Raw genomic sequence first — 21,335 nt, 5'->3', positions numbered from 1 at the left:
TGAGATGGCCTGCCGGCGACGTGGGCCATGTCCGACCGCTGCGAGGAGGCAACAGCGTGCCCCAGCCCGGCGCCTGGGCTAACAGCGGCCAGCGGAGCGTGCCGCGTCAGGCTGCCATCGATCGAGCGCCGTCTTGCGTGCATCGCCCGGGCCATGCATCGCTCCGGTGAGCAAATGGCCGCGCTGCAGCACACGCGTCCTGAGGCCACGTGCAGCCACGCGGCGCACTACAGCTCTCCCAACCGGCATGACCGCCACCAAGCCGCGCTGCTACCCTTTGCGCCATGAGCAAGCATGGTGTTGAACAGCTGCCGGCAGCGCCCGCGCTGACCTGGCCGCAGCGACTGGGCCAGTACTGGAAATTGGTCCGTGGCGATCGCCCGATCGGCAGCCTGTTGTTGCTGTGGCCCACGTGGTGGGCGTTGTGGCTGGCCGCTGACGGCATGCCGCCGGTGTGGACGCTGTGCGTGTTTACCGCCGGGGTCTGGCTGACCCGCTCGGCCGGCTGCGTGATCAACGACTATGCCGACCGCTGGCTGGACCCGCATGTCGAGCGCACCAAGTCGCGCCCGCTGGCCACCGGCGCGGTGTCCGGGCGCGAGGCGCTGTGGGTGTTCGTGGTGCTGATGCTGGTGGCGTTCGCGCTGGTGCTTACGCTCAATTGGCTGACCGTGGCGCTAAGCGTGCCGGGCGTGTTCTTGGCTGCCAGCTACCCCTATCTCAAGCGCCACACCCATCTGCCCCAGGTGTATCTGGGCATGGCCTTCGGCTGGGGCATCCCGATGGCGTTCGCTGCGGTGCACGGCAGCGTTCCGCTGCTGGGCTGGCTGCTGTATGCGGCCAACATCCTGTGGGCCACCGCGTACGACACCTGGTATGCGATGGTCGACCGCGACGACGATATCCGCATGGGCAGCAAATCCACCGCCATTCTGTTCGGCAAGTTCGACCTGATCGCGCAGGCGGCGCTGTACGCGCTGATGTTTGCGGCGTTGGCAGCGGTGGGCATGCGCGCGGGCCTGAGCACTGCGTACTGGGCGGGACTGGGCGTTGCGGCGCTGCTGGTGGCCTACGAATTCCACATCGCCCGCCATCGCGAGCGCGGCCCCTGCTTCCGTGCCTTCCTGCACAACAACTGGGTGGGCCTGGCGATCTTCGTCGGCATCGCCGCCTCTCTGGCATTGCGATAGGGCACAGATTTAGGCAGCGGGATTCGGGATTGCGCGAGCGCCCGCTGCTTTGCACGCCTCCCCCCTTGCGCGGCTGGCGCCAGCAACAACGGCATCGCCACGTGTCGCAATCGTTCTTTACGGGCGACACGTCCCGCTCCCTGCGCAAGAACAATTGCCCTGAGGAACTGGCGGCGACACCTCCCCCCATCCGCCCTGCGGGCACCTTCCCCCGCACGCGGGAGAAGGGAAGCAAAACACAGTCTCCGTGTCGCTTCTCCCACATGCCCGAGAAGAGAGGGAAGGCACCGATGCAGTAGCGCCTCTCCCGCGCGCGGGCGAGGGGTGAGATGAGGGCGCGGGCGCGCCCACGAGGCAGGCAACCAAGCCTTACGGCACGCGTGCGCACACCCACGCATCCACCCGCTGCACACCGGCCCGACGCAATTCCTTCGCCGCCGCATGCAGCGTGGCACCGGTGGTCATCACGTCATCGACCAAGGCAACATGCGCCGGCACCGCGCCTTGCACCACGAAGGCGTCGCGCAGATTGCGCTGGCGCTCGGCCGCGTCCAGCTCCGATTGCGGTGCGGTAGCGCGTACCCGGCGCAGCAAGGGCAGGCAGGGCAGTTGCAGCGCGCGTCCTAACGGCCTGGCCAGTTCCAGTGCCTGGTCGTAACCGCGCTGGCGCAAGCGCTGCCGATGCAGGCTCACCGGCACCAGCGCCTGTGGACGCGGCAAGCCGGCGCAGCGTTCGGTCATCAACTCGCTGAGCAGACGCCCGGCCGCCAGATCCTGGTGGAACTTGAAACGCCGCAGCAAGCCGTCCACCGGCCAGCGGTAGGTGAAACAGGCGTGCACCTGTTGCAACGGTGGCGGGTGGTGCAGGCAGTGCCCACACGGAGCCAATCCGTCGGAAGCTGGCAACTGCGTGGCGCAACACGGGCAGGCCGTGCCGTGATCCGGCAAGGCGGCGCGACATGCCGCACACAGATCGCGATCGGCAGTGCCGGCCTCCGCGCATACCAGGCACACACTCGGCAGCAGCAGCCGCAACACCCGTCGCGGCCACCTGTAAACCGAACGCACCGCATCGAAGTTGACAGCCTCTCCCATGCTCACCAGACTGCCTGGCTTCCAAGCCGCTGACTGTCAGGAAACCCCGATGTCTGTTGTCGTACGCCATGACTGGAATCGCAACGAGCTGCAGGCCTTGTTCGAGCTGCCGTTCCCGGAGTTGCTGCACCGCGCCGCCAGCGTGCACCGCGCCCATTTCGATCCAGCGCAGGTGCAGGTCTCCACGCTGCTGTCGGTCAAGACCGGCGGCTGCCCGGAAGACTGCGCGTACTGCCCGCAGGCGCAGCGCTACGACACCGGGGTGACCGCGCAGAAGCTGATGGAGACCGAAGAGGTCGTGGCCAAGGCACGCCAGGCCAAGGCCGCCGGCGCCTCGCGCTTCTGCATGGGCGCGGCCTGGCGTTCGCCCAAGGAGCGCGACATCCCGAAAGTGGCCGCGATGATCCGCGAGGTCAAGGCGATGGGCCTGGAAACCTGTGCCACGCTGGGCATGCTCGACGCCGGCCAGGCGCGCGCGCTCAAGGACGCCGGGCTGGACTACTACAACCACAATCTGGACACCGCGCCGGATTACTACGACTCGATCATCCATACCCGCCAGTACCAGGATCGCCTGAACACCCTGGAGCACGTGCGCGATGTGGGCTTGAAGACCTGCTGCGGCGGCATCGTCGGCATGGGCGAAACCCGCGAGCAGCGCGTCGGCCTGCTGCTGGCCCTGGCCACCTTGCCTGCGCACCCGGATTCGGTGCCGATCAACCAGCTGGTGCAGGTCGCTGGCACCCCGCTGCACGGCACCCAGCAACTGGACCCGTTCGAATTCGTGCGCATGATCGCGGTCGCCCGCATCGCCATGCCCACCTCGATGGTGCGGCTGTCCGCCGGCCGCGAAGCGATGAGCGACGAACTGCAGGCGCTGTGTTTCCTGGCCGGCGCCAACTCGATCTTCTACGGCGAGAAACTGCTGACCACCGGCAACCCGGACACCGAGCGCGACCAGGCCCTGTTCCAGCGCCTGGGCCTGCGCCCGATGCAGATCACCGTCGATGCCGCCGACCACGACCATCCCGGCACCGTGCATGCCGACATCACCGGCGGGCCGGCCTGCGAGCACGCCGCATAACGGCACCCCAGACACCGGCCGTCGGTAGCTGCTGGGCGCGCTGAGTCCGGCACGCTACGCTAGCGGCTCTTCTCTCTGCTGTGACCGACCCCATGGCTCGCCCCGATCTGCACGAACGGATTTCGTCGCTGCGCAAGTTGCGTGTGGCCCAGGAACGGGTACGGGTGCGGCGGTTGGTGGGACGCCGCGATGGCGTGCGCCTGGAAGTAGAAGGGCGCTGGCTGACCGGCTTTTGCTCCAACGATTATCTGGGCCTGTCGCAGCAGTTCGAAGTGGTCGCCGCGTTGCAGGATGCCGCCGCACGCGATGGCGCCGGCGCCACCGCCTCGCACCTGATCTGCGGCCACCATACCGCGCACGAAACGCTCGAACGCGAGATCGCGCATTGGTTGGGCTATCCGTCGGCGCTGCTGTTCGGCAGCGGGTTTATCGCCAACCTGGCCGTGCAGCAGGCCTTGCTCAGCGAAGAAAACGATGTGTGCGTGCAGGACCGGCTCAATCACGCCAGCCTGCTCGATGCCACCCGCCTGGCCGGTTGCCGGTTGCGGCGCTATCCGCATCTGGATGTGGAAGGGGCGATGCGTCAGCTCAAGGGTTCGCCCGAGGGCGCGGCGATGCTGGCCAGCGATGGCGTCTTCAGCATGGATGGCGATGTTGCGCCGCTGCGTGCGTTGAGCCTGATCGCGCGCATGCAGGAAGCGCTGTTCTACGTCGACGATGCACACGGCGTTGGCGTGCTCGGACCGCAGGGGCGCGGCTGCGTGGCCGATGCCGGACTTGGCGTTGCCGAAGTGCCGCTGCAATTGGTCACCCTGGGCAAGGCGCTCGGTGGGTATGGCGCGGTGGTTGTCGGCGAAGAAGCGCTGGTGCGCCACCTGGCCGAAACCGCGCGCCCGTACATTTACACCACCGCGTTGCCGCCGGCACAGGTTGCCGCAACCTTGGCGGCAGTGCGGCTGGCGCGTCGCGACGATTGGCGCCGCGAAAAGCTTGTCGAATCGATCGGTAGTTTCCGCGATGGCGCACGCCGGTATGGCCTGGAACTGATGGCCTCGGACACGCCGATCCAACCGCTGGTGTGCGGCGAGGAATCCACCGTGATGGCGATGTCGGCCGCGTTGGAACAGGCCGGCTTCCTGGTCGGCGCGATCCGTCCGCCCACCGTGCCCGAAGGCAAGGCGCGCCTGCGCGTGACCTTGTCCGCACTGCATACCCCGCAGCAGGTGCAGGCATTGATCGAAGCCATCGCGCAGGCACGCGATGCGATCAGCCGGCAACCAGTGCGTGCGATGGCTTAGAGCGTGTGATGTCCGTTGAGGTGCGGGGAAAGCGCCCCGTGGCGCGACGGGTTGGCCGCTGCAATCCAGGCGCTGCGCGCGCGCCACTGGCGCTGGCTGGCGCGTTGGTGTTCCCGCACGCGCCTGCGCGCACGCAAGCTGACCTGCTCGCGCCCAGGATCGACCGGCCACGCACAAGCTCCGCGGGTTGACCCAAGACACGCCGGGTGCACGCACCACCCAGGCGCACCAATCAGCGACAATCCCCGCATGCATATCGACGTCATCGGCCACGGGCCTGCACTGGTTCTTCTGCACGGTTGGGCGCTGCACGGCGGCGTATTTGCGCCATTGGTGGAACGGCTGTCGCAGCACCATCAACTGCATCTGGTGGATCTGCCCGGACACGGGTTCAGCCGCGACGACCGCACGCCGCTGGCACTGCCGGACGTGGTCGCCGGTATCGCCGCCGCCACCCCGCCGGCGGTGTGGCTCGGCTGGTCGCTGGGCGGGCTGTTCGCGCTGCATGCGGCGGCCACGCAACCGCAGGTGCGTGGACTGGCGATGATCGCGGCCACACCGCGCTTCGTGCGCGGCAATGATTGGCCCGATGCAGTCGAACGCGAGGTGTTCGTGCAATTCGGCCAGGACCTGTCGCGCGATTATCGCGGCACCCTGGAGCGTTTTCTGGCGCTGGACACGCTGGGCTCGGCGCATGCCCGCGCCGAATTGCGCAGCCTGCGCGAGACGCTGGTTGCGCGCGGCGAACCGGCCGCCGAGGCGTTGCAGCAAGGTTTGAGCCTGCTGGAACGCACCGACCTGCGCCGCGCACTGCCGCAGCTTGCGCGCCCCAGCCTGTGGATTGCCGGGCAACGCGATCGGCTGGTGCCAGCCGCCGGCATGCACGCTGCCGCAACACGAGCTCCACAGGCGCAGGCACTCACCATTGCCGGTGGCGGGCACGCCCCGTTTCTCGGCCACGCCGATCAGGTCGCCGAGGCGCTGCAACGCTTCGTTGCGTCAGTGCCTTGAACGGATCGTCGATCATGCGCCATCGCTGATCGAGGAAACACGCATGGACTTGGGAATCGCCGGCCGCTGGGCACTGGTGTGCGCCGCCAGCAAAGGCTTGGGATTGGGCTGCGCACGCGCGCTGGCCAGCGAAGGCGTCAACGTGGTGATCGTCGCGCGCGGACGCGATGCGTTGGAGCAATCCGCCGATGCATTGCGCGCACTGCCAGGCGCGGGCGAGGTGCGCAGCGTGGTGGCCGATATCGCCACCCCGCAAGGTCGCGCCGACGCACTCGCCGCCTGTCCGCAGGTGGATATCCTCATCAACAACGCCGGTGGCCCGCCGCCGGGCGATTTCCGCCAATGGGAACGCGAGGATTGGCTGCGCGCGCTGGATGCCAACATGCTGGCGCCGATCGAACTGATTCGCGCAAGCGTCGATGCGATGCGCGCGCGGCGCTTCGGCCGCATCGTCAACATCACCTCCAGCGCGGTGAAGGCGCCGATCGACATTCTCGGCCTGTCCAACGGCGCGCGCGCCGGGCTGACCGGCTTCGTCGCCGGGCTGGCACGCAGCACGGTGGCCGACAACGTCACCATCAACAATCTGCTGCCCGGCCAGTTCGCCACCGACCGGTTGCGCGGCAACTTCGCGGCGATCGCGCAACAGCAAGGCAGCACCGCCGAAGACGTCGCCGAGCGCAAGCGTGCGGGCATTCCGGCCGGGCGCTTCGGCGAGGCGGACGAATTCGGCGCCGCCTGCGCGTTCCTGTGCAGCGCCCAGGCCGGCTATATCACCGGGCAGAACCTGCTGATCGATGGCGGCAGCTATCCGGGTACGTTCTAGGATCAGATCGCCGCAGGCGGGCTGTGGCACATCCATGTCCCACGCCGGCTTGCACGCCACGCACGCCGCAGTTCACCGTCCGCTCCACATGCCGCGAACGCAGCCAACACCGCGCGGCGAACGGCAGGCAGGCACGGAACAGGTGCCCACCGCTGCAGGCATGCAGGCAGGCGCCGATTCCGGGCGTCACCGCGCCGCGCCTTGCGATGAGCACAATGGTCTTTCACGCTGCCTGATGCCTGCCAGGCAGGACACAGTGGGTAGCGCGCGCGCCGCCAGCCCCGGCCAGCATCCTGGCGCCCACCCGCAGCGGCTCCTGGCCGAAGGCCCGCTCGCACACATCGATTCCCTCCGTCGCGCGCAGCAGCGACAATAGCGCCGCTAATGAACAGTACCTTCGACCCCCGACACGTCCGGCGCGCCTTTGCGCGCGCCGCCAGCAGCTATGGCGCCGCCGCCGCGCTGCAGCGCGAAGCGGAAACGCGCCTGCTCGAATCGCTCGACTACCTGGGCGACCAGGTACCCAAGGTGGTGCTGGATGTCGGCGCCGGCCCCGGCCATGCCAGCGGCGCGATCAAGAAGCGCTGGCCCAAGGCGCAGGTGATCGCGCTGGATCAGGCCATGCCGATGCTGCGCCAGGCGCGCAAGGCCGCCGGTTGGTGGAAGCCGTTCGCGCAGGTCTGCGCCGATGCGCGTGCGTTGCCGGTGGCCGACGGCAGCGTGGATGTGATCTTCAGCAACCTGTGCCTGCAATGGGTGGAAGACCTGCCGGCGGTATTCGCCGGCTTTCGCCGCGCGCTGCGGCCGGGCGGGCTGTTGCTGTGCTCCACCTTCGGCCCGGAGACGCTGATCGAATTGCGCGAAGCCTTCGCCCAGGCCGACCCGGCGCCGCATGTCAGCCGCTTTCCGCCGATCGCGCAATTCGGCGATGCCTTGTTGATGTCCGGCTTCCGCGACCCGGTGCTGGACCGAGACCTGTTCACGCTGACCTACAACGACCTGCCGGCATTGATGCGCGAACTGCGCGCGATGGGCGCCACCAATGCGCTCAGCAATCGCCGCGCCACCCTGACCGGACGCGGCCGCTTCGCCGCCGCCAGCGCCGCTTACGAACCGCTGCGACGCCCCGACGGCAGCTTGCCCAGCTCCTGGGAAGTGATCTACGCCCACGCCTGGGCGCCGGCACCGGGCGCACCCATCCGCGAACAGGGGCACGACATCGCCAGCGTTCCGGTCGCGTCGATCCCGATCCGCCGCCGCATCGACTGAGCGGCGGTACAGATCGCCGCCCGCAGAACAGCTGCCTTCGGTGGGACACAGAGTCTTGGCTCACCGCCCATCCCGATCGGTCAGGTTGGACGGCGACACCCGGTAGAATTCAGTAGTGAATGGCTGCGCCCGATAGCGGCACGCCCTGTTCAGCGCCTTCCCAGTTTGCGGCTCTTGCCCCCAATCGGCCTCCCCAATGTTGAAGTGGCTCATCATCGCGCTGTTCATCGCATCGGCGCTGTACATCCATTACCGCGGTCGCGTGCGGCACCGGCTCAGCCGGCAGCTGCTGGACCATTCCACCTTCATGGCGCCGATCAACACGCTGATGTATCTGTGTTCCCGGGTGCCGACCACACCGTTCATCGACCCCGGCAAGGAATTCCCGGAACTGGCGCCGTTGCGCGCCAACTGGTCGCTGATCCGCGATGAAGCCGTCGCCCTGCAGCAGATGCAGAAGATCCGCGCTGCCGACGGCTATACCGATATCGGCTTCAACTCGTTTTTCCGCCGCGGCTGGAAGCGGTTCTATCTGAAGTGGTACGGCACCGCGCACCCGTCGGCCTCGGAACTGTGCCCGCAGACCACCGCGTTGCTGCATGCGATCCCGACGGTGAAGGCAGCAATGTTCGCTGAGTTGCCGCCGGGCAGCGAACTGCGTCCGCACCGCGACCCGTTCGCAGGGTCCATGCGCCTGCACCTGGGGCTGGCCACGCCCAACGACGACCGCTGCTTCATCGACGTGGACGGCCAGCGCCATAGCTGGCGCGACGGCGAGTGGACGATGTTCGACGAGACCTATATCCACCATGCACGCAACGACACCGACCACGACCGCATCATCCTGTTCTGCGATATCGAACGCCCGATGCGCTGGCGCTGGGCTGCGGCGCTAAACCGCTTCGTCGGCCGCAGCCTCCTCTCGGCCGGCGCCTCGCCCAACCAGGAAGGCGACAAGACCGGCGGCATCAACCGCGTGTTCCGTTACTTCTACGCGGCACGCCTGAAGGCCAAGGCGCTGAAGGAACGCAACAACCCGCTGTACCAGACGCTCAAATGGGGCATCTTCATTCTGGTGGTGGTGGGGATCGTGCGGCTGTAGGCCTGCGTGGCGCGCGCTGGCGCCATCAGGCGCTATCGATAACGTCTACTCGCGCAAGCGCGTTCCCGCATCCCGGCGTCGAACGTGGCGTCGCCACCACGTTCAGCGGTCAGCACTGAGCCTGCGGCACGCAGCGCGGCCCGGCTGCTTCAGCGCGAAATCTGCGCGATCCATTCCTGCAGGTTGTAGTAGTTGGTGACGCGGGTGATCGTGCCCTCGCGCACCTCGAAGAACGCACCACCGGGCAACACGTAGGTCTGCCCGGTGGCATCGGGAAGACCTTCGTCGGTGGTGTGGTAGACCCCGTGCACCACGTACTCGGCACCCACGCGCGTGCCGTCGTCGTTGGCGGTGATCGCGATGTCGCGCAGCTGCTCGCGGTAGCTGTCGTTCATGCGCTGCAGAAAGGCTGCGAAATCCGCGCGGCCGATCTCGCGCGCGCCCTGATTGAGGTCGTGTGCCACATCCTCGGCCAGGAACGCCAGCATGGCGTCCCAATCACCGCGGTTGAAGGCGTCGTAATAGGCCTGGACCAGGCCGATGGCGCGTTGCCGATTGCTCTCGCTCATGCTCGAACCTGCCGCTGGGAAAGCCGCATCATAGAACGCGTGCGGCATGGATGCGTCGGCCATCCGCCATGCCCAACGTGGCTGCGCAGCGCCGGCATGATCGTCGCCGAGGCAGGCTACGCGGCGCACGCGGTCTGGCCAACCAGCAACCCGCACCACCCCGGCAGTGCGTGCCGGCAATGAGGCAGCGAGCGATGGCGCGCCGAATCGACCTCGCGCAGTCTTGCGGACAGCCGGCCCGGGGGCGCAGCGCCTGCCTTCTCAACGCACAGCACGCATCCCAGCCAGAGCGCGCTGTCAGGCCCCTTGCACCAGCAGATCGCGGTGGAAGAAATAGACCTCCTGCAACAGAAAGCGCCAGCTGCTGTGGACGCTGCGGAAGCGCGTGCTGGGTGTGGACGAGGCCAGCGCATCCACGCCCAGTTCCTGGCTCAGCCGCAGCGCGCGCGCCATGTGCAGCGGGTCGCTGACGATGATGGCCCGATGCATGCCGTGGCGCTGCATCAGCGTGCGGGCCTGCTCCAGATTCTGGCGGGTCGTACGCGAGACCGTCTCGATCACGATCGCCTCGGACGGAATGCCATGACGTAGCGCATAGCGCCGCGCCACCTGCGACTCGGCAAAACGCGCGCCATCGCCGAAGCCCCCGGTGAACAGCAGCCGTGGCGCATAGCCTTGCGCATATAGATCCAGCGCATGCCGGATGCGCTCCTCGAACACCGGCGAAGGACGCGCGTCGTAGGCCGCCGCTCCCAGCACGATGATCACGTCCGCTGGTGCGGCCTGGTCGCGGTCGCCGATCCAGACGATCCAGCCCGCCACGCCTACCAGCCAGATCATCGCCAGCATGCACAGGCGCCACCCCCAGCCCCACAGGCCGAATCCGCGCCCACGCGAGCGCCTGCTCACGCGCTGGCCCACGCGCTGGCCCACGGCAGCGCGTCCAGATCGACATTGCCGCCGGACAGGATCACCCCTACCCGGCGCCCGGCAAACCGCGCCGGGTCGGCCAGCACTGCGGCCAGGGCGATTGCCGACGACGGCTCCACCACCTGTTTGAGCACCTGCCAGATCAGGCGCATCGCCTGCACCACCGCAGCATCGTCCACGGTGATGACCTGGGCGTTGGCGGCCTGCAATAGCGCGAAGTTCGGCGCACCCAGGGTGCCGCGCAGACCATCGCACACGGTGTCGGGCACAAAGTCGACCAGCCGCTCGCCAGCCGCCAGCGACCGCGCGGTATCGGCCGCGCCGCTGGGTTCGGCCAGCACCAGCGCGCAGCCCGGCGCCGATTGCAGCGCCAGGGCAGCGCCGGCGGCCAGCCCGCCACCGCCGACCGGTGCCACCAATACGTCCAGCCCGCCGCTCTGGTGCAGCAGCTCCAGCGTGGCGGTGCCCTGCCCGGCGATCACGGCCGGATCGGTATACGGATGCACCAGGCTCGCCCCGCTGCTGGCCTGGACCTCGGCGCACAGCTGCTCGCGTGCGGCGATGGTGGGCGCGCAGCGCCACAGCGTGGCGCCGTGGCGGGAGATATTGGCCAGTTTGGCGGCCACTGCGCCCTCGGGCACCACCACATGACAGCCAATGCCACGGGTGCGCGCAGCCAGCGCCAGCGCTGCCCCGTGATTGCCGGACGAATGCGTGACCACCCCACCGGCGGCAAGCTCGTCGGACAACGACCACACTGCATTGCAGGCACCACGGAATTTGAAGGCGCCGCTGCGCTGCAGGTGTTCGGCCTTGAACACCAATTGCGCGCCACATAGCGCATCCAGGCGATGCGAGGTCAGCACCGGTGTCGGCGTGCACTGCGGCGCGATGCGCGCAGCGGCTTGCAGGACGTCGGAATACGCAAGTGGGGCCGTCTTGATCATGCCTGCAAGATTAACGTATCCCCCACTCTTCACGGGCCACACGCACAGGGGCCGCGCATGCTGGATCGATGAAAAAGCGCCACATTGCCGCACAGTTAAGGACCGATTCAATGCACCGGTCCAAAAGTGACATCATGGTTGCAGGAGGGCACCATCCATGAAATTGCGTCTGATCTTCGCCGCCGGCCTGCTGGCCTTGAGCGGCTGCGCCACCTACGACTACACCCGCACCGGGTCGGGCGGCTATTACCGCGGCGCCCCTGCCGTGCAGTATCGCTATCCGCCCGGCTACTCTCCGTATTACTACGGCAGTCCCTACGGCGTTCCGTATGGATATGGTGCCGGTGCGATCGGCCTGTACGACTATCCGGTGTACCCGGTCTATCGCGGTGGCGGGGGCTATTACTACCGGCAGAACGATCGCCGCCCGCAATACCGGCCGCCGCGCGGCAACGGCTCGTTCAACAATGGCTCGCGCCCGAGCGGGCCGCGTCCGCAACAGCCCGACCGCCCACCGGCGAGCGCACAGCCGGCACGGCCACCCGCACGCATCGGCGCACCGCCCAGGGTGATCCGGGAGATCCAGCGGCAAACGGCGCCCCGCACCTCGCGCGAGCAGATTCCATGAGTGGCTGACTGCGACGCGGCCCACAAATGAAACGTTTGGGGGCTTGCGTTTGGTCGGCAGTTGCCCGCAAGCTAGGTACTCTGTGACCCGTTACGTCATTTTTTGACCTAACTGGCTTCATTGACCGACTTATGTCGATGTCCGACAGGGAAATCTGGATCCCCCCTGTTCCGGCCCTGTCGGATATCGGCGCCTCCAATGCATAAAGCCCCGGCCTGCCGGGGCTTTATGCATTTTATTGTCGTGCGCCAGGCGATGCCCGCATCGCGCATGCCGCCCGGCGGCATCGCTGGGACTCGGCCAATGTGGCAAGAAGGCAAAAAAATAAGGGTCGGCAGTCCCCCGACTACCGACCCTTACGCGAACCCGTCGCACGCGTGGCTGGCCCCTGTTCCAATTCCAGCCTTGCGCCCATGTCGCAATGCCACGACGGGTGCATGAGGGATATCCGCACGAACTCCGCAAACTTGAGTGGCATTACTCAATAATGTGATGAAAATCACTCTTTTTTCGATTTTCGTGACCTCCCCGGCCCTTCAGCCGATACTTCCGCTACTTCTGCGCCCTGCCCGTCTCCTTCCGCTTCTCAGTCCACGCCCATGTCCACTTCTTTTTATCGCTACGACGTCATCGTGATCGGCGGCGGCCATGCCGGCACCGAGGCGGCGCTGGCGTCCGCGCGCGCCGGTGCGCGCACCTTGCTGCTGACCCACAACATCGAGACGGTAGGCGCGATGAGCTGCAACCCGGCCATCGGCGGGATCGGCAAGGGCCATCTGGTCAAGGAAATCGACGCGCTGGGCGGAGCGATGGCAGGCGCCGCCGATCTGGCCGGCATCCAGTGGCGCACGCTCAATGCCTCCAAGGGGCCGGCGGTACGCGCCACCCGCTGCCAGGCCGACCGCAACCTCTACCGCAACGCGATCCGCCGCATCGTCGAAGCACAGCCCAACCTGACCGTGTTCCAGGCGGCGGTGGACGATCTGATCATCCACAACGGCGCCACCGAAGCCGACAGCGTGCGCGGGGTCATCACCCAGACCGGGCTGCGCTTCGAAGCGACCTCGGTGGTGTTGACCGCCGGCACCTTCCTGGCCGGCAAGATCCATGTTGGCGAGACCCAGTACGCCGCCGGGCGCATGGGCGACCCGCCGGCCACCACGCTGGCAGCGCGTCTGCGCGAGCGGCCGTTCGCGATCGACCGCCTCAAGACCGGCACCCCGCCGCGCATCGATGGGCGCACGCTCGACTACGGCGTGATGCAGGAGCAACCCGGCGACGACCCGCTGCCGGTGATGTCGTTCATGGGCCAGGTCAGCGACCATCCGCGCCAGGTCAGCTGCTGGATCACCCACACCACCGAAGAAACGCACGACATCATCCGCGGCGCGCTGCATCGCTCGCCGCTGTATTCCGGGCAGATCGAAGGCATCGGCCCGCGCTACTGCCCGTCGATCGAAGACAAGGTGGTGCGCTTCGCCGACAAGACCAGCCACCAGATCTTCGTCGAGCCCGAAGGCCTGGAGGTCACCGAGATCTATCCCAACGGCATCTCCACCTCGCTGCCGTTCGACGTGCAGCTGGCGCTGGTGCGCTCGATCCACGGGTTTGCGCAGGCGCATATCACCCGCCCCGGCTATGCGATCGAATACGACTTCTTCGACCCGCGCGGGCTCAAGGCCTCGCTGGAAACCAAGGCGGTGGGCGGGCTGTTCTTCGCCGGGCAGATCAACGGCACCACTGGCTACGAAGAGGCCGCCGCGCAAGGCCTGCTGGCCGGCCTCAATGCCGCCCGCCATGTGCAGGTGCTGCCGGCGTGGTCACCGCGACGCGATGAGGCCTACCTGGGCGTGCTGGTCGACGACCTGATCACCCACGGCACCACCGAGCCGTATCGCATGTTCACCAGCCGCGCCGAATACCGGCTGCAGCTGCGCGAGGACAATGCCGATGCGCGCCTGACCGGCGTTGGCCGCGCAATGGGCCTGGTAGACGATGCGCGCTGGGCACGATTTTCATCCAAGCAGGAGGCCGTGCAACGCGAGACCGCACGCCTGTCGGCGCTGTGGGCGACGCCGGGCAATGCGCTGGGCCGCGAAGTGGCGCAGACGCTGGGCATGTCGCTCAGCCGCGAAACCAATGTGCTGGATCTGATCAAGCGCCCGGAACTCAACTACGCCACCTTGATGCGCGTGCCGACCCTGGGGCCCGGCGTGGACGATACGCAGGTGGCCGAACAGGTGGAAATCAGCGTCAAGTACGCCGGTTATCTGGATCGCCAGCGCGACGATATCGCGCGCCAGCAACGCCAGGAAACGACGCCGATTCCGGAAGGCTTCGATTACGCCAGCGTGCGCGGCTTGTCGATCGAAGTGCAGCAAAAACTCGAACGCGTGCGTCCGCAACACATCGGCCAGGCGCAACGCATTCCCGGCATGACCCCGGCAGCGATTTCGCTGCTGCTGGTGCACCTGGAACGCGCGCGCCGCAGCCAGGTGGCATAACCGCCGCGGTGCGGGGACGCCTGTGCGCAGGCTGGTTATGATCAGGAACGTCGTAAACAAGGACAGCCAATTCATGGACATCCATCCCATCGCAGCGGACAAGCGTGAGGCAGTGCTGGCGGCCTTGGGCCAGATCGAGCGGCAGCATGATGTCCGCATCCTGCTGGCATGCGAATCGGGAAGCCGCGGCTGGGGATTTTCGTCGCCCGACAGCGATTATGACGCGCGCTTTGTCTACGTCCATCGCCCCGACTGGTATCTGACAGTCAACGAAAGCACCGGTCCCGGCGAGCCACAGCGCGACGTCATCGAGCTGCCGATCTCCGACGATCTGGATGTCAGCGGCTGGGACCTGCGCAAGGCCTTGCGGTTGGTCTCCAAGTCCAATCCGACGCTGCTGGAATGGCTGCATTCGCCGGTGGTCTATCGGCAGGATGCGGTTGCCGTCGCGCAGTTGCGCGCGATCTCGACACAGTTCTATTCGCCGCTTGGCACCTGGTGGCATTACTTCAACATGGCCAAGAGCAACTACCGCGGTTACCTGCGCGGTGAACGGGTTCGCACCAAAAAATATCTGTACGTGTTGCGCCCGGTGCTGGCCTGCCAATGGATCGAGCGCAGGCAGGACATGCCGCCGATGGCGTTCGAAGTATTGCTGGAAGAACTGTTGCCCAAGGGTGAGCTGCGTAACGAGGTGGATCGTTTGCTGGCGCTCAAGCGCGTCTCCTCAGAAGTGGAAGATGGGCCTCGGATTGCACCGATCAGCGATTTTCTGGAGGCAGAACTCGACCGCATGGGCACGTCGCAGCCACACCTGCCTGCCGGCAACGGACGTTCGGATGCCCTGGACACCTTGTTTCGGCAAATGCTTTCCAACGAGGCTGCATTGCCCTGACGCATTGCGGCGGGCTGCCGGTCGGCGATCCACCGCCAGTCACTGCAGTGCTGCCGGTGTTGGCGTATCGGTCCGGTCAAGCAGAGGGCAAATACCGACATGCCACCTAGCCCGATATCTGCACGCGTTGCCCTCGAATGCACTGAAGCGATGGCACATCCCGATTAGCGAAGCTGCAGGCGAACAGAGGCGCGATGGGTCGACCAGACGGTCGATGCAAACAGAAAAGATGTTGCTATGATTTGTCAACGACGACACATTCGACTAAATGAACGCATTCGGCACGCTACGGACCGCAACGTTTCGCATCGCCGGTCCTGTTCTGTTTTTACTGCTGGGAAGCATCTCCACAGCTCACGCCACGACTGAAGAAGATGGCCGGTATTGGTTGAGTATCTATGCCCAGGGCAAGCTGCCGGTCGAAAACCTGTACTGGAGCATGGATATTCACCCGCGCTGGCGCGAGGAAGGCGAGCAGTTCGATCAATTGATCCTGCGCCCCGCAGTGTTTTACCGGCTCAACCCCAAGGCCAGCGTCTGGATGGGCTATGACACCATCATCAGCCATCCGGCAGGCCAGCCGTCCAGCCGCGAAAATCGCTGGTGGGGACAGTTTCAGTATCAGTTCGATCCGATCGCCGGGGTCAGCATCACCAGCCGTACCCGCCTGGAACAGCGCCACCGCGAAGACTTCAGCGATGAAGGCTACCGTGTGCGGCAGATGATCCGCGCCACCCGCCCGAGTGGATTCAGTCCGCAACTGTCCTGGGTGCTTTTCAACGAGCTATTCGTCAATCTCGATCAGACCACATGGGGCGCGCGCCGCGGCATCGATCAGAATCGCGTCTTCGTCGGCATCAACTGGAAATTCAACGTCATCTCCAATATGGACGTTGGTTATCTCAACCAGTTCGTCAATACGCGCGCAGTGGACCGCGAAAACCACGTTTTGATGACGACGTTCCGCTTCAATTTCTAAACGCGCAAGTAGCGCACCGGCACCGAATGCCGGATCGCGCGGGCGTTGTGCCAGCGCGATTGCATCTGCGTCGCGTGTAGGTGCACCTGCACCCTGCGCGCCATGACGCTGAGGTGTTGCCGACATGTCGGCAACACGCCGGATCAGACCGGCAACAGCCGCTGTCGTAGCGTTTCGGCACACATGTCCACGGCCTTGTCGGCGGCCTGGATGATGCTGCCCATCTGGATGAAGCCGTGCACCATGCCGGGGAAGGTGTGCACGCTGACCTCGACGCCGGCTGCGCGCAGGCGCTCGGCATAGCGCAGGCCTTCGTCGTGCAGCATGTCCCGCTCGGCCAGCACGATCAGTGCCGGCGCAACGCCGCTCAGATCCGGCGCCAGCAACGGCGAGACGCGCCAGTCCAGGGTGATGGCCGGGTCCTTGATGAAATGCTGGTTGAAGAACTGCGTGGCCTGCCGCGTCAGCGGCGGGATGTCGGCATTGGTCGTGCGGGACGGATACTCGCCGCTGTCTTCGCGCGTGTCTGTCAGCGGGTACAGCAACAGCTGACAGCGCAGCGCAATGCCGGCATCGCGCGCGGCGATGGCAGCCACGGCAGCCATCGCACCGCCGATGCTGTCGCCGGCCACCGCCAGGCGCTGCGGATCGGCGCCCACCTGCCCGGGATGCGCGGCCAGCCATTGCAGCGTGGCGATGACGTCCTCCACCCCGGCCGGCGCAGGGTGCTCCGGAGCGAGCCGGTAATCGACGGCCAGCACCTGGCAACCGGCCCGTGCGGCGAGTTGCCGGCACACATCGTCATGCGAGTCCAGATCGCCCACCACGCCACCACCACCGTGCACGAACAGGCAGGTGGGCACGGGACCATCGCTCAACCCCGGCGGACGATAGAGCCGCAGCGGCACGTTGCCGACAGCGGTATCGGCATCGATGGCGCGCACCTGCGCCATCTCCAGCACCGGAAAGCCAAGTTGCGCACCCATGCCACGCATCATTGCGCGCGCCTCTGCCAGCGGCAGCGTTTCCATCGGCGGCTGGGCGGCCTGCTGTATCACGGTGAACAAGCGAACGACGTCGGGATCGAACATGGCGGTCTCGTTGGTAGGAAACGACAACCGAGTCTGCCTGATACTTATTCTTGATAACAATTAATTTGAGTAACGATCTGGCCGGATGACGGCCAACCGTGTGGGCGCACCAGTATTAGCTTGATACACAAGGGCTTTGGTCTGCCACGCGCGCGATCTTGCTCAGCTGCGAGCGACCCGCAGCGATACCGATTGCTGCGTTGCATCGCGCGCATGCGCAACTGCGCGGCGCCTGGGCAGGCATGACACCTGCAGGCAGTGCGGGATGACCGGCGCCGCACCTTTCACGACGATAAGTTTCTCAGTGCTGCCACGCTGACATCGCCTGGGTAGCGTGCGTCTGCAACGCCATGGTCGCGGCTGGGCCGAGGCTGACCGGGCCGCGTCCAACACCCGCCCGCCGCACTGGCAACGCGGGGCTGCAACGCAGGCAGCGCTCAGTCGTCGTCTTCGGCGGCGGCTTCGCGGCCTTGCTGGCGAATGAGGTTTTCCTGCCGCGCGTCTTCGATCGAGGCGCGGATGGCGCGCACGTCGGCGCGCTTGGTGTCGAACTTGAAGCGGCCGGTGAGCGCGCTGTCCGGGCGCAACTCGCCCTTTTCGAACAGCGCCCACATTTCTTCGCCGTAGTGGGTGTCCAGCAGATCCGGAGCGAAGCGGCCCAGGCAGTCGCGCAGGTTGTGCACATCGCGCAACAGCATGTCGCGCGCGGCATTGTTGCCGGCGGCGCTGACCACCTGCGGGAAATCGATCACTACCGGACCCTCGGGCGAGACCAGCACGTTGTATTCGGATAGATCGCCGTGCACCAGGCCCAGCGACAGCATCTTGACCACATCGCCGATCAGGCTGATGTGGAATGCGCGTGCCTGCTCGGGTTCAAGCTCCACCTCGCCCAGGCGCGGTGCGCTGTGGCCGGCTTCGTCGGTGACCAGATCCATCAGCAGCACGCCATGAAAATAGCCGCGCGGCTTGGGCACGTGCACGCCGGCATCCACCAGCTGGTAGAGCGCGTCGGCTTCGGTGTTCTTCCATGCGGTCTCGGCTTCGCGACGACCGAACTTGGTGGCCTTGCCCATCGCGCGCGCCTGGCGGCTGCCGCGTACCTTGCGGCCTTCCTGATATTGCACGCGTGCCTGGAAGCTGCGTTGCGCCATGTCCTTGTAGACCTTGGCGCACAGGATGTCCTCGCCGGCGCTGACAACGTAGACGGAGGCTTCCTTGCCGCTCTTCAGTGGTCGCAACACTTCGTCGATGACACCGTCGTCGATCAGCGGCTGCAGGCCCTTGGGGGTTTTCATGGACGAGGGGGACCGATCCGAAACAAGTCAGCAGCGATTATGCGGCAAGCAGGATGAAGTGCTTACATGCGATGCCCACAGTGGGACCGGAGGCAGGCATTGGCGCGAGCGCTTACCATGCATGGACCTGCCTGATGCGCGATCCGATGCCCGAGCCCACCGCCAGCCGCCGCAAACGTCCCGTCGCCGCGACCGGGAGCGAGCGCGGCCTGCCGCATGAGTTGATGCGGCAGATTGCCGCCGCCCAGGGCGACCCGGACTTCATGACCTCGCTGGGCCGCGGTCTGGTGGTGCTGAGCGTGTTCGCCCAGCACGCGCGCGAGGTGACGATGTCGCAGATCAGCCTGGAAACCGGCATCTCGCGCGCGGCGGTGCGGCGGGTGCTGCACACGCTCACCAAGCTGGGCTATGTCGGCGAGCAGGGCCGTGGCTATGTGCTGTTGCCGCGCGTGCTGGGGATCGGCGGCGCGTATGCGGCGTCTTCGGCGACCACCGCGGCGGCGCAGCCGGTGCTGGACGGGCTGCGCGACCAACTGCACGAATCCTGCTCGCTGGGCGTGCTGGACGGCGACGACCTGCTGTACGTGGCGCGCGCGGAGACGGTGCGGATCATGTCGATCGGGCTGCGCCCGGGCACGCGGCTGCCGGCGTATTGCACCTCGATGGGCCGGGTCTTGCTGGCCGCCCTGCCCGCCGACACCTTGCAGGCCTATCTGGAGCGCACCACGCTGCGCCCGCGCACCGACCGCACGGTGACCCAGGCCTCGGCGCTGCTGGAAATCCTGGCGCGCGCGCGCCGCGAAGGCATGTGCCTGACCGATCAGGAGCTGGAAATCGGCCTGCGCTCGATCGCGGTGCCGGTGCGCAACCTGCGTGGCGAGGTGATTGCCGCGCTCAACATCGGTGCGCAGGCCGGACGCGTCAGCCTGCAGACCATGCAGACGCAGTTACTGGAGCCATTGAAGCTGGCGGCGCAGCGCCTGGGCGCGTTGCTGAGTTAGCACCTGCGGCGCGTCCTGGGTGGTGGAGCTGATGGAACAGCCTCGCTCCTGAGTGAAGCGACCGAGATCCTCGGGCGGCGCGTGGCCGGGTCCCGCACACACGCGTTAGCTGCGACCCGCGCATCGCCGCATGTCACTGCTTCGCATGCAGCCAGCAACGCGTTGGTCGCGTGCTCCTGCAGCTCCTGCAGCTTTTTGCGTCGGCCGCCTCAGGGCTCAACGCGGCCGACGCAGGAAGCCCACCACCGTCTCCACCCAGGCGGCGTGTGTGTCCTCCACATGCGCCACATGATCGGCGCGCGGCAGTGTGACCCAACTGCGGTCTTCGCTGTGCAGGCGTGCAAACAGATGCGCGTTGTCCGCCTGCGTGGCGATTGGATCGTCGACGCCCCGCAGCAGCAGCACCGGCAGCGTCGTGACCTGTTCGGGCTGGAACGCGAACTGCTCCATCGCGCGCCAGTCCGTGCGCACCGGGTCGGCGGCCACCGCCTGCGCCTGGTAGGCCGCGCGCACGCCCGCGGGCGCGGCGTTGGCAGTGATGAAATCCTCGCCTGCCGCCGCGATGGTGGTGCGCGCGCGCAAGGGCTGGGCCGGGGTTGGCGCGTCGGTGGGCGGCGCGTCGACATCGTCGGGGAAGCCATACAGCACCAGCGCGGACACCGCCTGCGGCTGTTGCTGGCCGATCAGCAGCGCCACCCGCGCACCGTTGGAATAGCCGATCAAGGCGGGCGGCGGCAGGCCCGGATGTTGCCGGGCGACCCAGGCCAGCACCTGCGCGACATCGCGCACTGCGCGGGCGGGCGTGTTCCACCCGCTGCGATCGCGCGCACTGCCGCCGTAGCCGCGCAGGTCCACCGCGTAGGCGGCGAGCCCGGCCCGTGCGAAGGCGGCCAGCACCGAGCGCGCGTCGGCCGCTTCGCCCGGCACCTGCAGATCGAAGTTGGGCAGCGAACTCCAGGTGCGGCCATGTACCAGCAGCACCGTTCCACGCGGCTGGGCCGACACGCGCGACCACACCGCCAGTGTCTGGCCATCGTCGGCGCGCACCTGTGCCAGCTGGGTGCCTGGCCCGGACTGCGGTTGCGCGCCGACGGCCAGCGAGAACACCATCAGCAGGAGCAGGCAGGCGGGTCGGAACGTCACGCGGCATCTCGTCATGGGCGCGGTGGACTGGGCACGCTGCCTGGCAGGGCAGGCAGACGCGAAAGCGAGGATGCGGGCCGGATCAGGTCTCGGCAGCCTGTTCTTCCAGAATCGGTTTGGCCAGCGCAAAGGCGTGGTTGGCCGCCGGAACGCCGCAGTAGATCGCCGCCTGCAGCAGCACTTCCTTGATCTGCTCGGGGGTGACGCCGTTGTTGCGCGCGGCGCGCACATGCAGCTTGAATTCTTCGTCGTGGCCAAGCGCGACCATCATCGACAAGGTGATCAACGAGCGGGTATGCGCAGGCAGGCCGTCGCGGGTCCAGATGGTGCCCCAGGCATAGCGGGTGATCAGGTCCTGGAAGTCGGTGGTGAGCTCGGTGCGCGCGGCCAGCGAGCGCTCCACATGCGCATCGCCCAGCACGCGGCGGCGTTCGCGCAGGCCGGCTTGATAGCGTTCGTCTTCGTGCATGGGGCG

Annotated in this window: 20 protein-coding genes; 12 read left to right on the top strand and 8 right to left on the bottom strand. The window is 66.9% G+C overall.

Going from position 1 to position 21,335, the window contains the following annotated elements:
- The first annotated feature begins 284 nt into the window (after window positions 1-284).
- Complete coding sequence (ubiA, locus tag GGR61_RS15765) at window positions 285-1,190, top strand: 4-hydroxybenzoate octaprenyltransferase (protein WP_184622543.1); 906 nt, start codon at window positions 285-287, stop codon at window positions 1,188-1,190.
- A gap of 369 nt (window positions 1,191-1,559) precedes the next feature.
- Here the strand turns inward: ubiA and GGR61_RS15760 are convergent, their stop codons facing one another.
- Window positions 1,560-2,285: a ComF family protein gene (locus GGR61_RS15760; protein WP_184622541.1), complete on the bottom strand. Its 726-nt coding sequence runs from the start codon at window positions 2,283-2,285 to the stop codon at window positions 1,560-1,562.
- A 49-nt stretch (window positions 2,286-2,334) separates the two neighbouring features.
- Between GGR61_RS15760 and bioB the strand changes: the two genes are divergently transcribed.
- From bioB to lpxO, 6 genes are all read left to right on the top strand, one after another.
- Complete coding sequence (gene bioB / locus GGR61_RS15755) at window positions 2,335-3,369, top strand: biotin synthase BioB (RefSeq protein ID WP_184407900.1); 1,035 nt, start codon at window positions 2,335-2,337, stop codon at window positions 3,367-3,369.
- A 92-nt stretch (window positions 3,370-3,461) separates the two neighbouring features.
- Window positions 3,462-4,667, top strand: a complete 1,206-nt coding sequence (bioF, locus tag GGR61_RS15750) for an 8-amino-7-oxononanoate synthase (RefSeq protein WP_184407901.1) — start codon at window positions 3,462-3,464, stop codon at window positions 4,665-4,667.
- 249 nt (window positions 4,668-4,916) lie between these two features.
- On the top strand, window positions 4,917-5,678 hold the full coding sequence (bioH, locus tag GGR61_RS15745; protein WP_184622539.1) for a pimeloyl-ACP methyl ester esterase BioH: 762 nt from the start codon (window positions 4,917-4,919) through the stop codon (window positions 5,676-5,678).
- A 43-nt stretch (window positions 5,679-5,721) separates the two neighbouring features.
- Entirely contained in the window at window positions 5,722-6,504 is a 783-nt protein-coding gene (locus GGR61_RS15740; protein ID WP_184407903.1) for an SDR family oxidoreductase, read from the top strand.
- 384 nt (window positions 6,505-6,888) lie between these two features.
- The gene (bioC, locus tag GGR61_RS15735) at window positions 6,889-7,773 is read left to right on the top strand and encodes a malonyl-ACP O-methyltransferase BioC (protein ID WP_184622537.1); all 885 of its coding nucleotides are present in this window, start codon (window positions 6,889-6,891) and stop codon (window positions 7,771-7,773) included.
- 196 nt (window positions 7,774-7,969) lie between these two features.
- Window positions 7,970-8,875 carry a lipid A hydroxylase LpxO gene (lpxO, locus tag GGR61_RS15730; protein WP_184407905.1) on the top strand — a complete coding sequence of 302 codons (906 nt, stop codon included), beginning with the start codon at window positions 7,970-7,972 and terminating at the stop codon, window positions 8,873-8,875.
- A gap of 149 nt (window positions 8,876-9,024) precedes the next feature.
- On the opposite strand, the gene GGR61_RS15725 is transcribed toward lpxO, so the two are convergent.
- From GGR61_RS15725 to GGR61_RS15715, 3 genes are all read right to left on the bottom strand, one after another.
- A complete protein-coding gene (locus GGR61_RS15725; protein WP_184622535.1) occupies window positions 9,025-9,444 on the bottom strand; it encodes a nuclear transport factor 2 family protein in 420 nt (139 codons plus the stop codon).
- A gap of 297 nt (window positions 9,445-9,741) precedes the next feature.
- The gene (locus GGR61_RS15720) at window positions 9,742-10,365 is read right to left on the bottom strand and encodes a YdcF family protein (protein WP_184409575.1); all 624 of its coding nucleotides are present in this window, start codon (window positions 10,363-10,365) and stop codon (window positions 9,742-9,744) included.
- The gene (locus GGR61_RS15715) at window positions 10,350-11,321 is read right to left on the bottom strand and encodes a pyridoxal-phosphate dependent enzyme (RefSeq protein ID WP_184622533.1); all 972 of its coding nucleotides are present in this window, start codon (window positions 11,319-11,321) and stop codon (window positions 10,350-10,352) included. The genes GGR61_RS15720 and GGR61_RS15715 overlap by 16 nt, the downstream gene beginning before the upstream one ends.
- A 157-nt stretch (window positions 11,322-11,478) precedes the next feature.
- On the opposite strand from GGR61_RS15715, the gene GGR61_RS15710 reads away from it, so the two are divergent.
- From GGR61_RS15710 to GGR61_RS15695, 4 genes are all read left to right on the top strand, one after another.
- Window positions 11,479-11,949: a hypothetical protein gene (locus tag GGR61_RS15710; RefSeq protein ID WP_184409573.1), complete on the top strand. Its 471-nt coding sequence runs from the start codon at window positions 11,479-11,481 to the stop codon at window positions 11,947-11,949.
- A 599-nt stretch (window positions 11,950-12,548) separates the two neighbouring features.
- Complete coding sequence (mnmG, locus tag GGR61_RS15705; protein ID WP_184622531.1) at window positions 12,549-14,453, top strand: tRNA uridine-5-carboxymethylaminomethyl(34) synthesis enzyme MnmG; 1,905 nt, start codon at window positions 12,549-12,551, stop codon at window positions 14,451-14,453.
- 73 nt (window positions 14,454-14,526) lie between these two features.
- Window positions 14,527-15,348 (top strand): nucleotidyltransferase domain-containing protein, encoded by an 822-nt coding sequence (locus tag GGR61_RS15700; RefSeq protein ID WP_184622529.1) that lies wholly within the window; start codon window positions 14,527-14,529, stop codon window positions 15,346-15,348.
- Between the two features lie 268 nt (window positions 15,349-15,616).
- A complete protein-coding gene (locus tag GGR61_RS15695; protein WP_260288070.1) occupies window positions 15,617-16,327 on the top strand; it encodes a DUF2490 domain-containing protein in 711 nt (236 codons plus the stop codon).
- Between the two features lie 143 nt (window positions 16,328-16,470).
- On the opposite strand, the gene GGR61_RS15690 is transcribed toward GGR61_RS15695, so the two are convergent.
- The gene (locus tag GGR61_RS15690; RefSeq protein ID WP_184622527.1) at window positions 16,471-17,418 is read right to left on the bottom strand and encodes an alpha/beta hydrolase; all 948 of its coding nucleotides are present in this window, start codon (window positions 17,416-17,418) and stop codon (window positions 16,471-16,473) included.
- Window positions 17,419-17,855: 437 nt separating this feature from the next.
- Entirely contained in the window at window positions 17,856-18,716 is an 861-nt protein-coding gene (locus GGR61_RS15685) for a PA4780 family RIO1-like protein kinase (protein ID WP_184622525.1), read from the bottom strand.
- Window positions 18,717-18,862: 146 nt separating this feature from the next.
- Between GGR61_RS15685 and GGR61_RS15680 the strand changes: the two genes are divergently transcribed.
- Window positions 18,863-19,717 (top strand): IclR family transcriptional regulator C-terminal domain-containing protein, encoded by an 855-nt coding sequence (locus GGR61_RS15680; RefSeq protein WP_184622599.1) that lies wholly within the window; start codon window positions 18,863-18,865, stop codon window positions 19,715-19,717.
- Window positions 19,718-19,933: 216 nt separating this feature from the next.
- Here the strand turns inward: GGR61_RS15680 and GGR61_RS15675 are convergent, their stop codons facing one another.
- Window positions 19,934-20,875 (bottom strand): alpha/beta fold hydrolase, encoded by a 942-nt coding sequence (locus GGR61_RS15675; RefSeq protein ID WP_184622523.1) that lies wholly within the window; start codon window positions 20,873-20,875, stop codon window positions 19,934-19,936.
- Window positions 20,876-20,942: 67 nt separating this feature from the next.
- Window positions 20,943-21,329, bottom strand: coding sequence for a 4-carboxymuconolactone decarboxylase (gene pcaC / locus GGR61_RS15670; protein WP_184622521.1), 387 nt, complete (start codon window positions 21,327-21,329; stop codon window positions 20,943-20,945).
- Between the last annotated feature and the right edge of the window lie 6 nt (window positions 21,330-21,335).

Origin of the sequence: Xanthomonas sp. 3058 (genome assembly GCF_014199765.1) — a bacterium.
GTDB lineage: Bacteria > Pseudomonadota > Gammaproteobacteria > Xanthomonadales > Xanthomonadaceae > Xanthomonas > Xanthomonas campestris_B.
The sequence above is the reverse complement of the archived record's forward strand: the minus strand, read 5'-3'. Positions and strand labels throughout refer to the sequence as shown.

Excerpts from the sequence above, each read along its gene's own strand:
- ubiA (WP_184622543.1), top strand. The coding sequence starts at position 285 with ATGAGCAAGCATGGTGTTGAACAGCTGCCGGCAGCGCCCGCGCTGACC.
- GGR61_RS15760 (WP_184622541.1), bottom strand. The coding sequence starts at position 2,285 with ATGGGAGAGGCTGTCAACTTCGATGCGGTGCGTTCGGTTTACAGGTGG.
- bioB (WP_184407900.1), top strand. The coding sequence starts at position 2,335 with ATGTCTGTTGTCGTACGCCATGACTGGAATCGCAACGAGCTGCAGGCC.
- bioF (WP_184407901.1), top strand. The coding sequence starts at position 3,462 with ATGGCTCGCCCCGATCTGCACGAACGGATTTCGTCGCTGCGCAAGTTG.
- bioH (WP_184622539.1), top strand. The coding sequence starts at position 4,917 with ATGCATATCGACGTCATCGGCCACGGGCCTGCACTGGTTCTTCTGCAC.
- GGR61_RS15740 (WP_184407903.1), top strand. The coding sequence starts at position 5,722 with ATGGACTTGGGAATCGCCGGCCGCTGGGCACTGGTGTGCGCCGCCAGC.
- bioC (WP_184622537.1), top strand. The coding sequence starts at position 6,889 with ATGAACAGTACCTTCGACCCCCGACACGTCCGGCGCGCCTTTGCGCGC.
- lpxO (WP_184407905.1), top strand. The coding sequence starts at position 7,970 with ATGTTGAAGTGGCTCATCATCGCGCTGTTCATCGCATCGGCGCTGTAC.
- GGR61_RS15725 (WP_184622535.1), bottom strand. The coding sequence starts at position 9,444 with ATGAGCGAGAGCAATCGGCAACGCGCCATCGGCCTGGTCCAGGCCTAT.
- GGR61_RS15715 (WP_184622533.1), bottom strand. The coding sequence starts at position 11,321 with ATGATCAAGACGGCCCCACTTGCGTATTCCGACGTCCTGCAAGCCGCT.
- GGR61_RS15710 (WP_184409573.1), top strand. The coding sequence starts at position 11,479 with ATGAAATTGCGTCTGATCTTCGCCGCCGGCCTGCTGGCCTTGAGCGGC.
- mnmG (WP_184622531.1), top strand. The coding sequence starts at position 12,549 with ATGTCCACTTCTTTTTATCGCTACGACGTCATCGTGATCGGCGGCGGC.
- GGR61_RS15700 (WP_184622529.1), top strand. The coding sequence starts at position 14,527 with ATGGACATCCATCCCATCGCAGCGGACAAGCGTGAGGCAGTGCTGGCG.
- GGR61_RS15695 (WP_260288070.1), top strand. The coding sequence starts at position 15,617 with ATGAACGCATTCGGCACGCTACGGACCGCAACGTTTCGCATCGCCGGT.
- GGR61_RS15690 (WP_184622527.1), bottom strand. The coding sequence starts at position 17,418 with ATGTTCGATCCCGACGTCGTTCGCTTGTTCACCGTGATACAGCAGGCC.
- GGR61_RS15685 (WP_184622525.1), bottom strand. The coding sequence starts at position 18,716 with ATGAAAACCCCCAAGGGCCTGCAGCCGCTGATCGACGACGGTGTCATC.
- GGR61_RS15680 (WP_184622599.1), top strand. The coding sequence starts at position 18,863 with ATGCCCGAGCCCACCGCCAGCCGCCGCAAACGTCCCGTCGCCGCGACC.
- GGR61_RS15675 (WP_184622523.1), bottom strand. The coding sequence starts at position 20,875 with ATGACGAGATGCCGCGTGACGTTCCGACCCGCCTGCCTGCTCCTGCTG.
- pcaC (WP_184622521.1), bottom strand. The coding sequence starts at position 21,329 with ATGCACGAAGACGAACGCTATCAAGCCGGCCTGCGCGAACGCCGCCGC.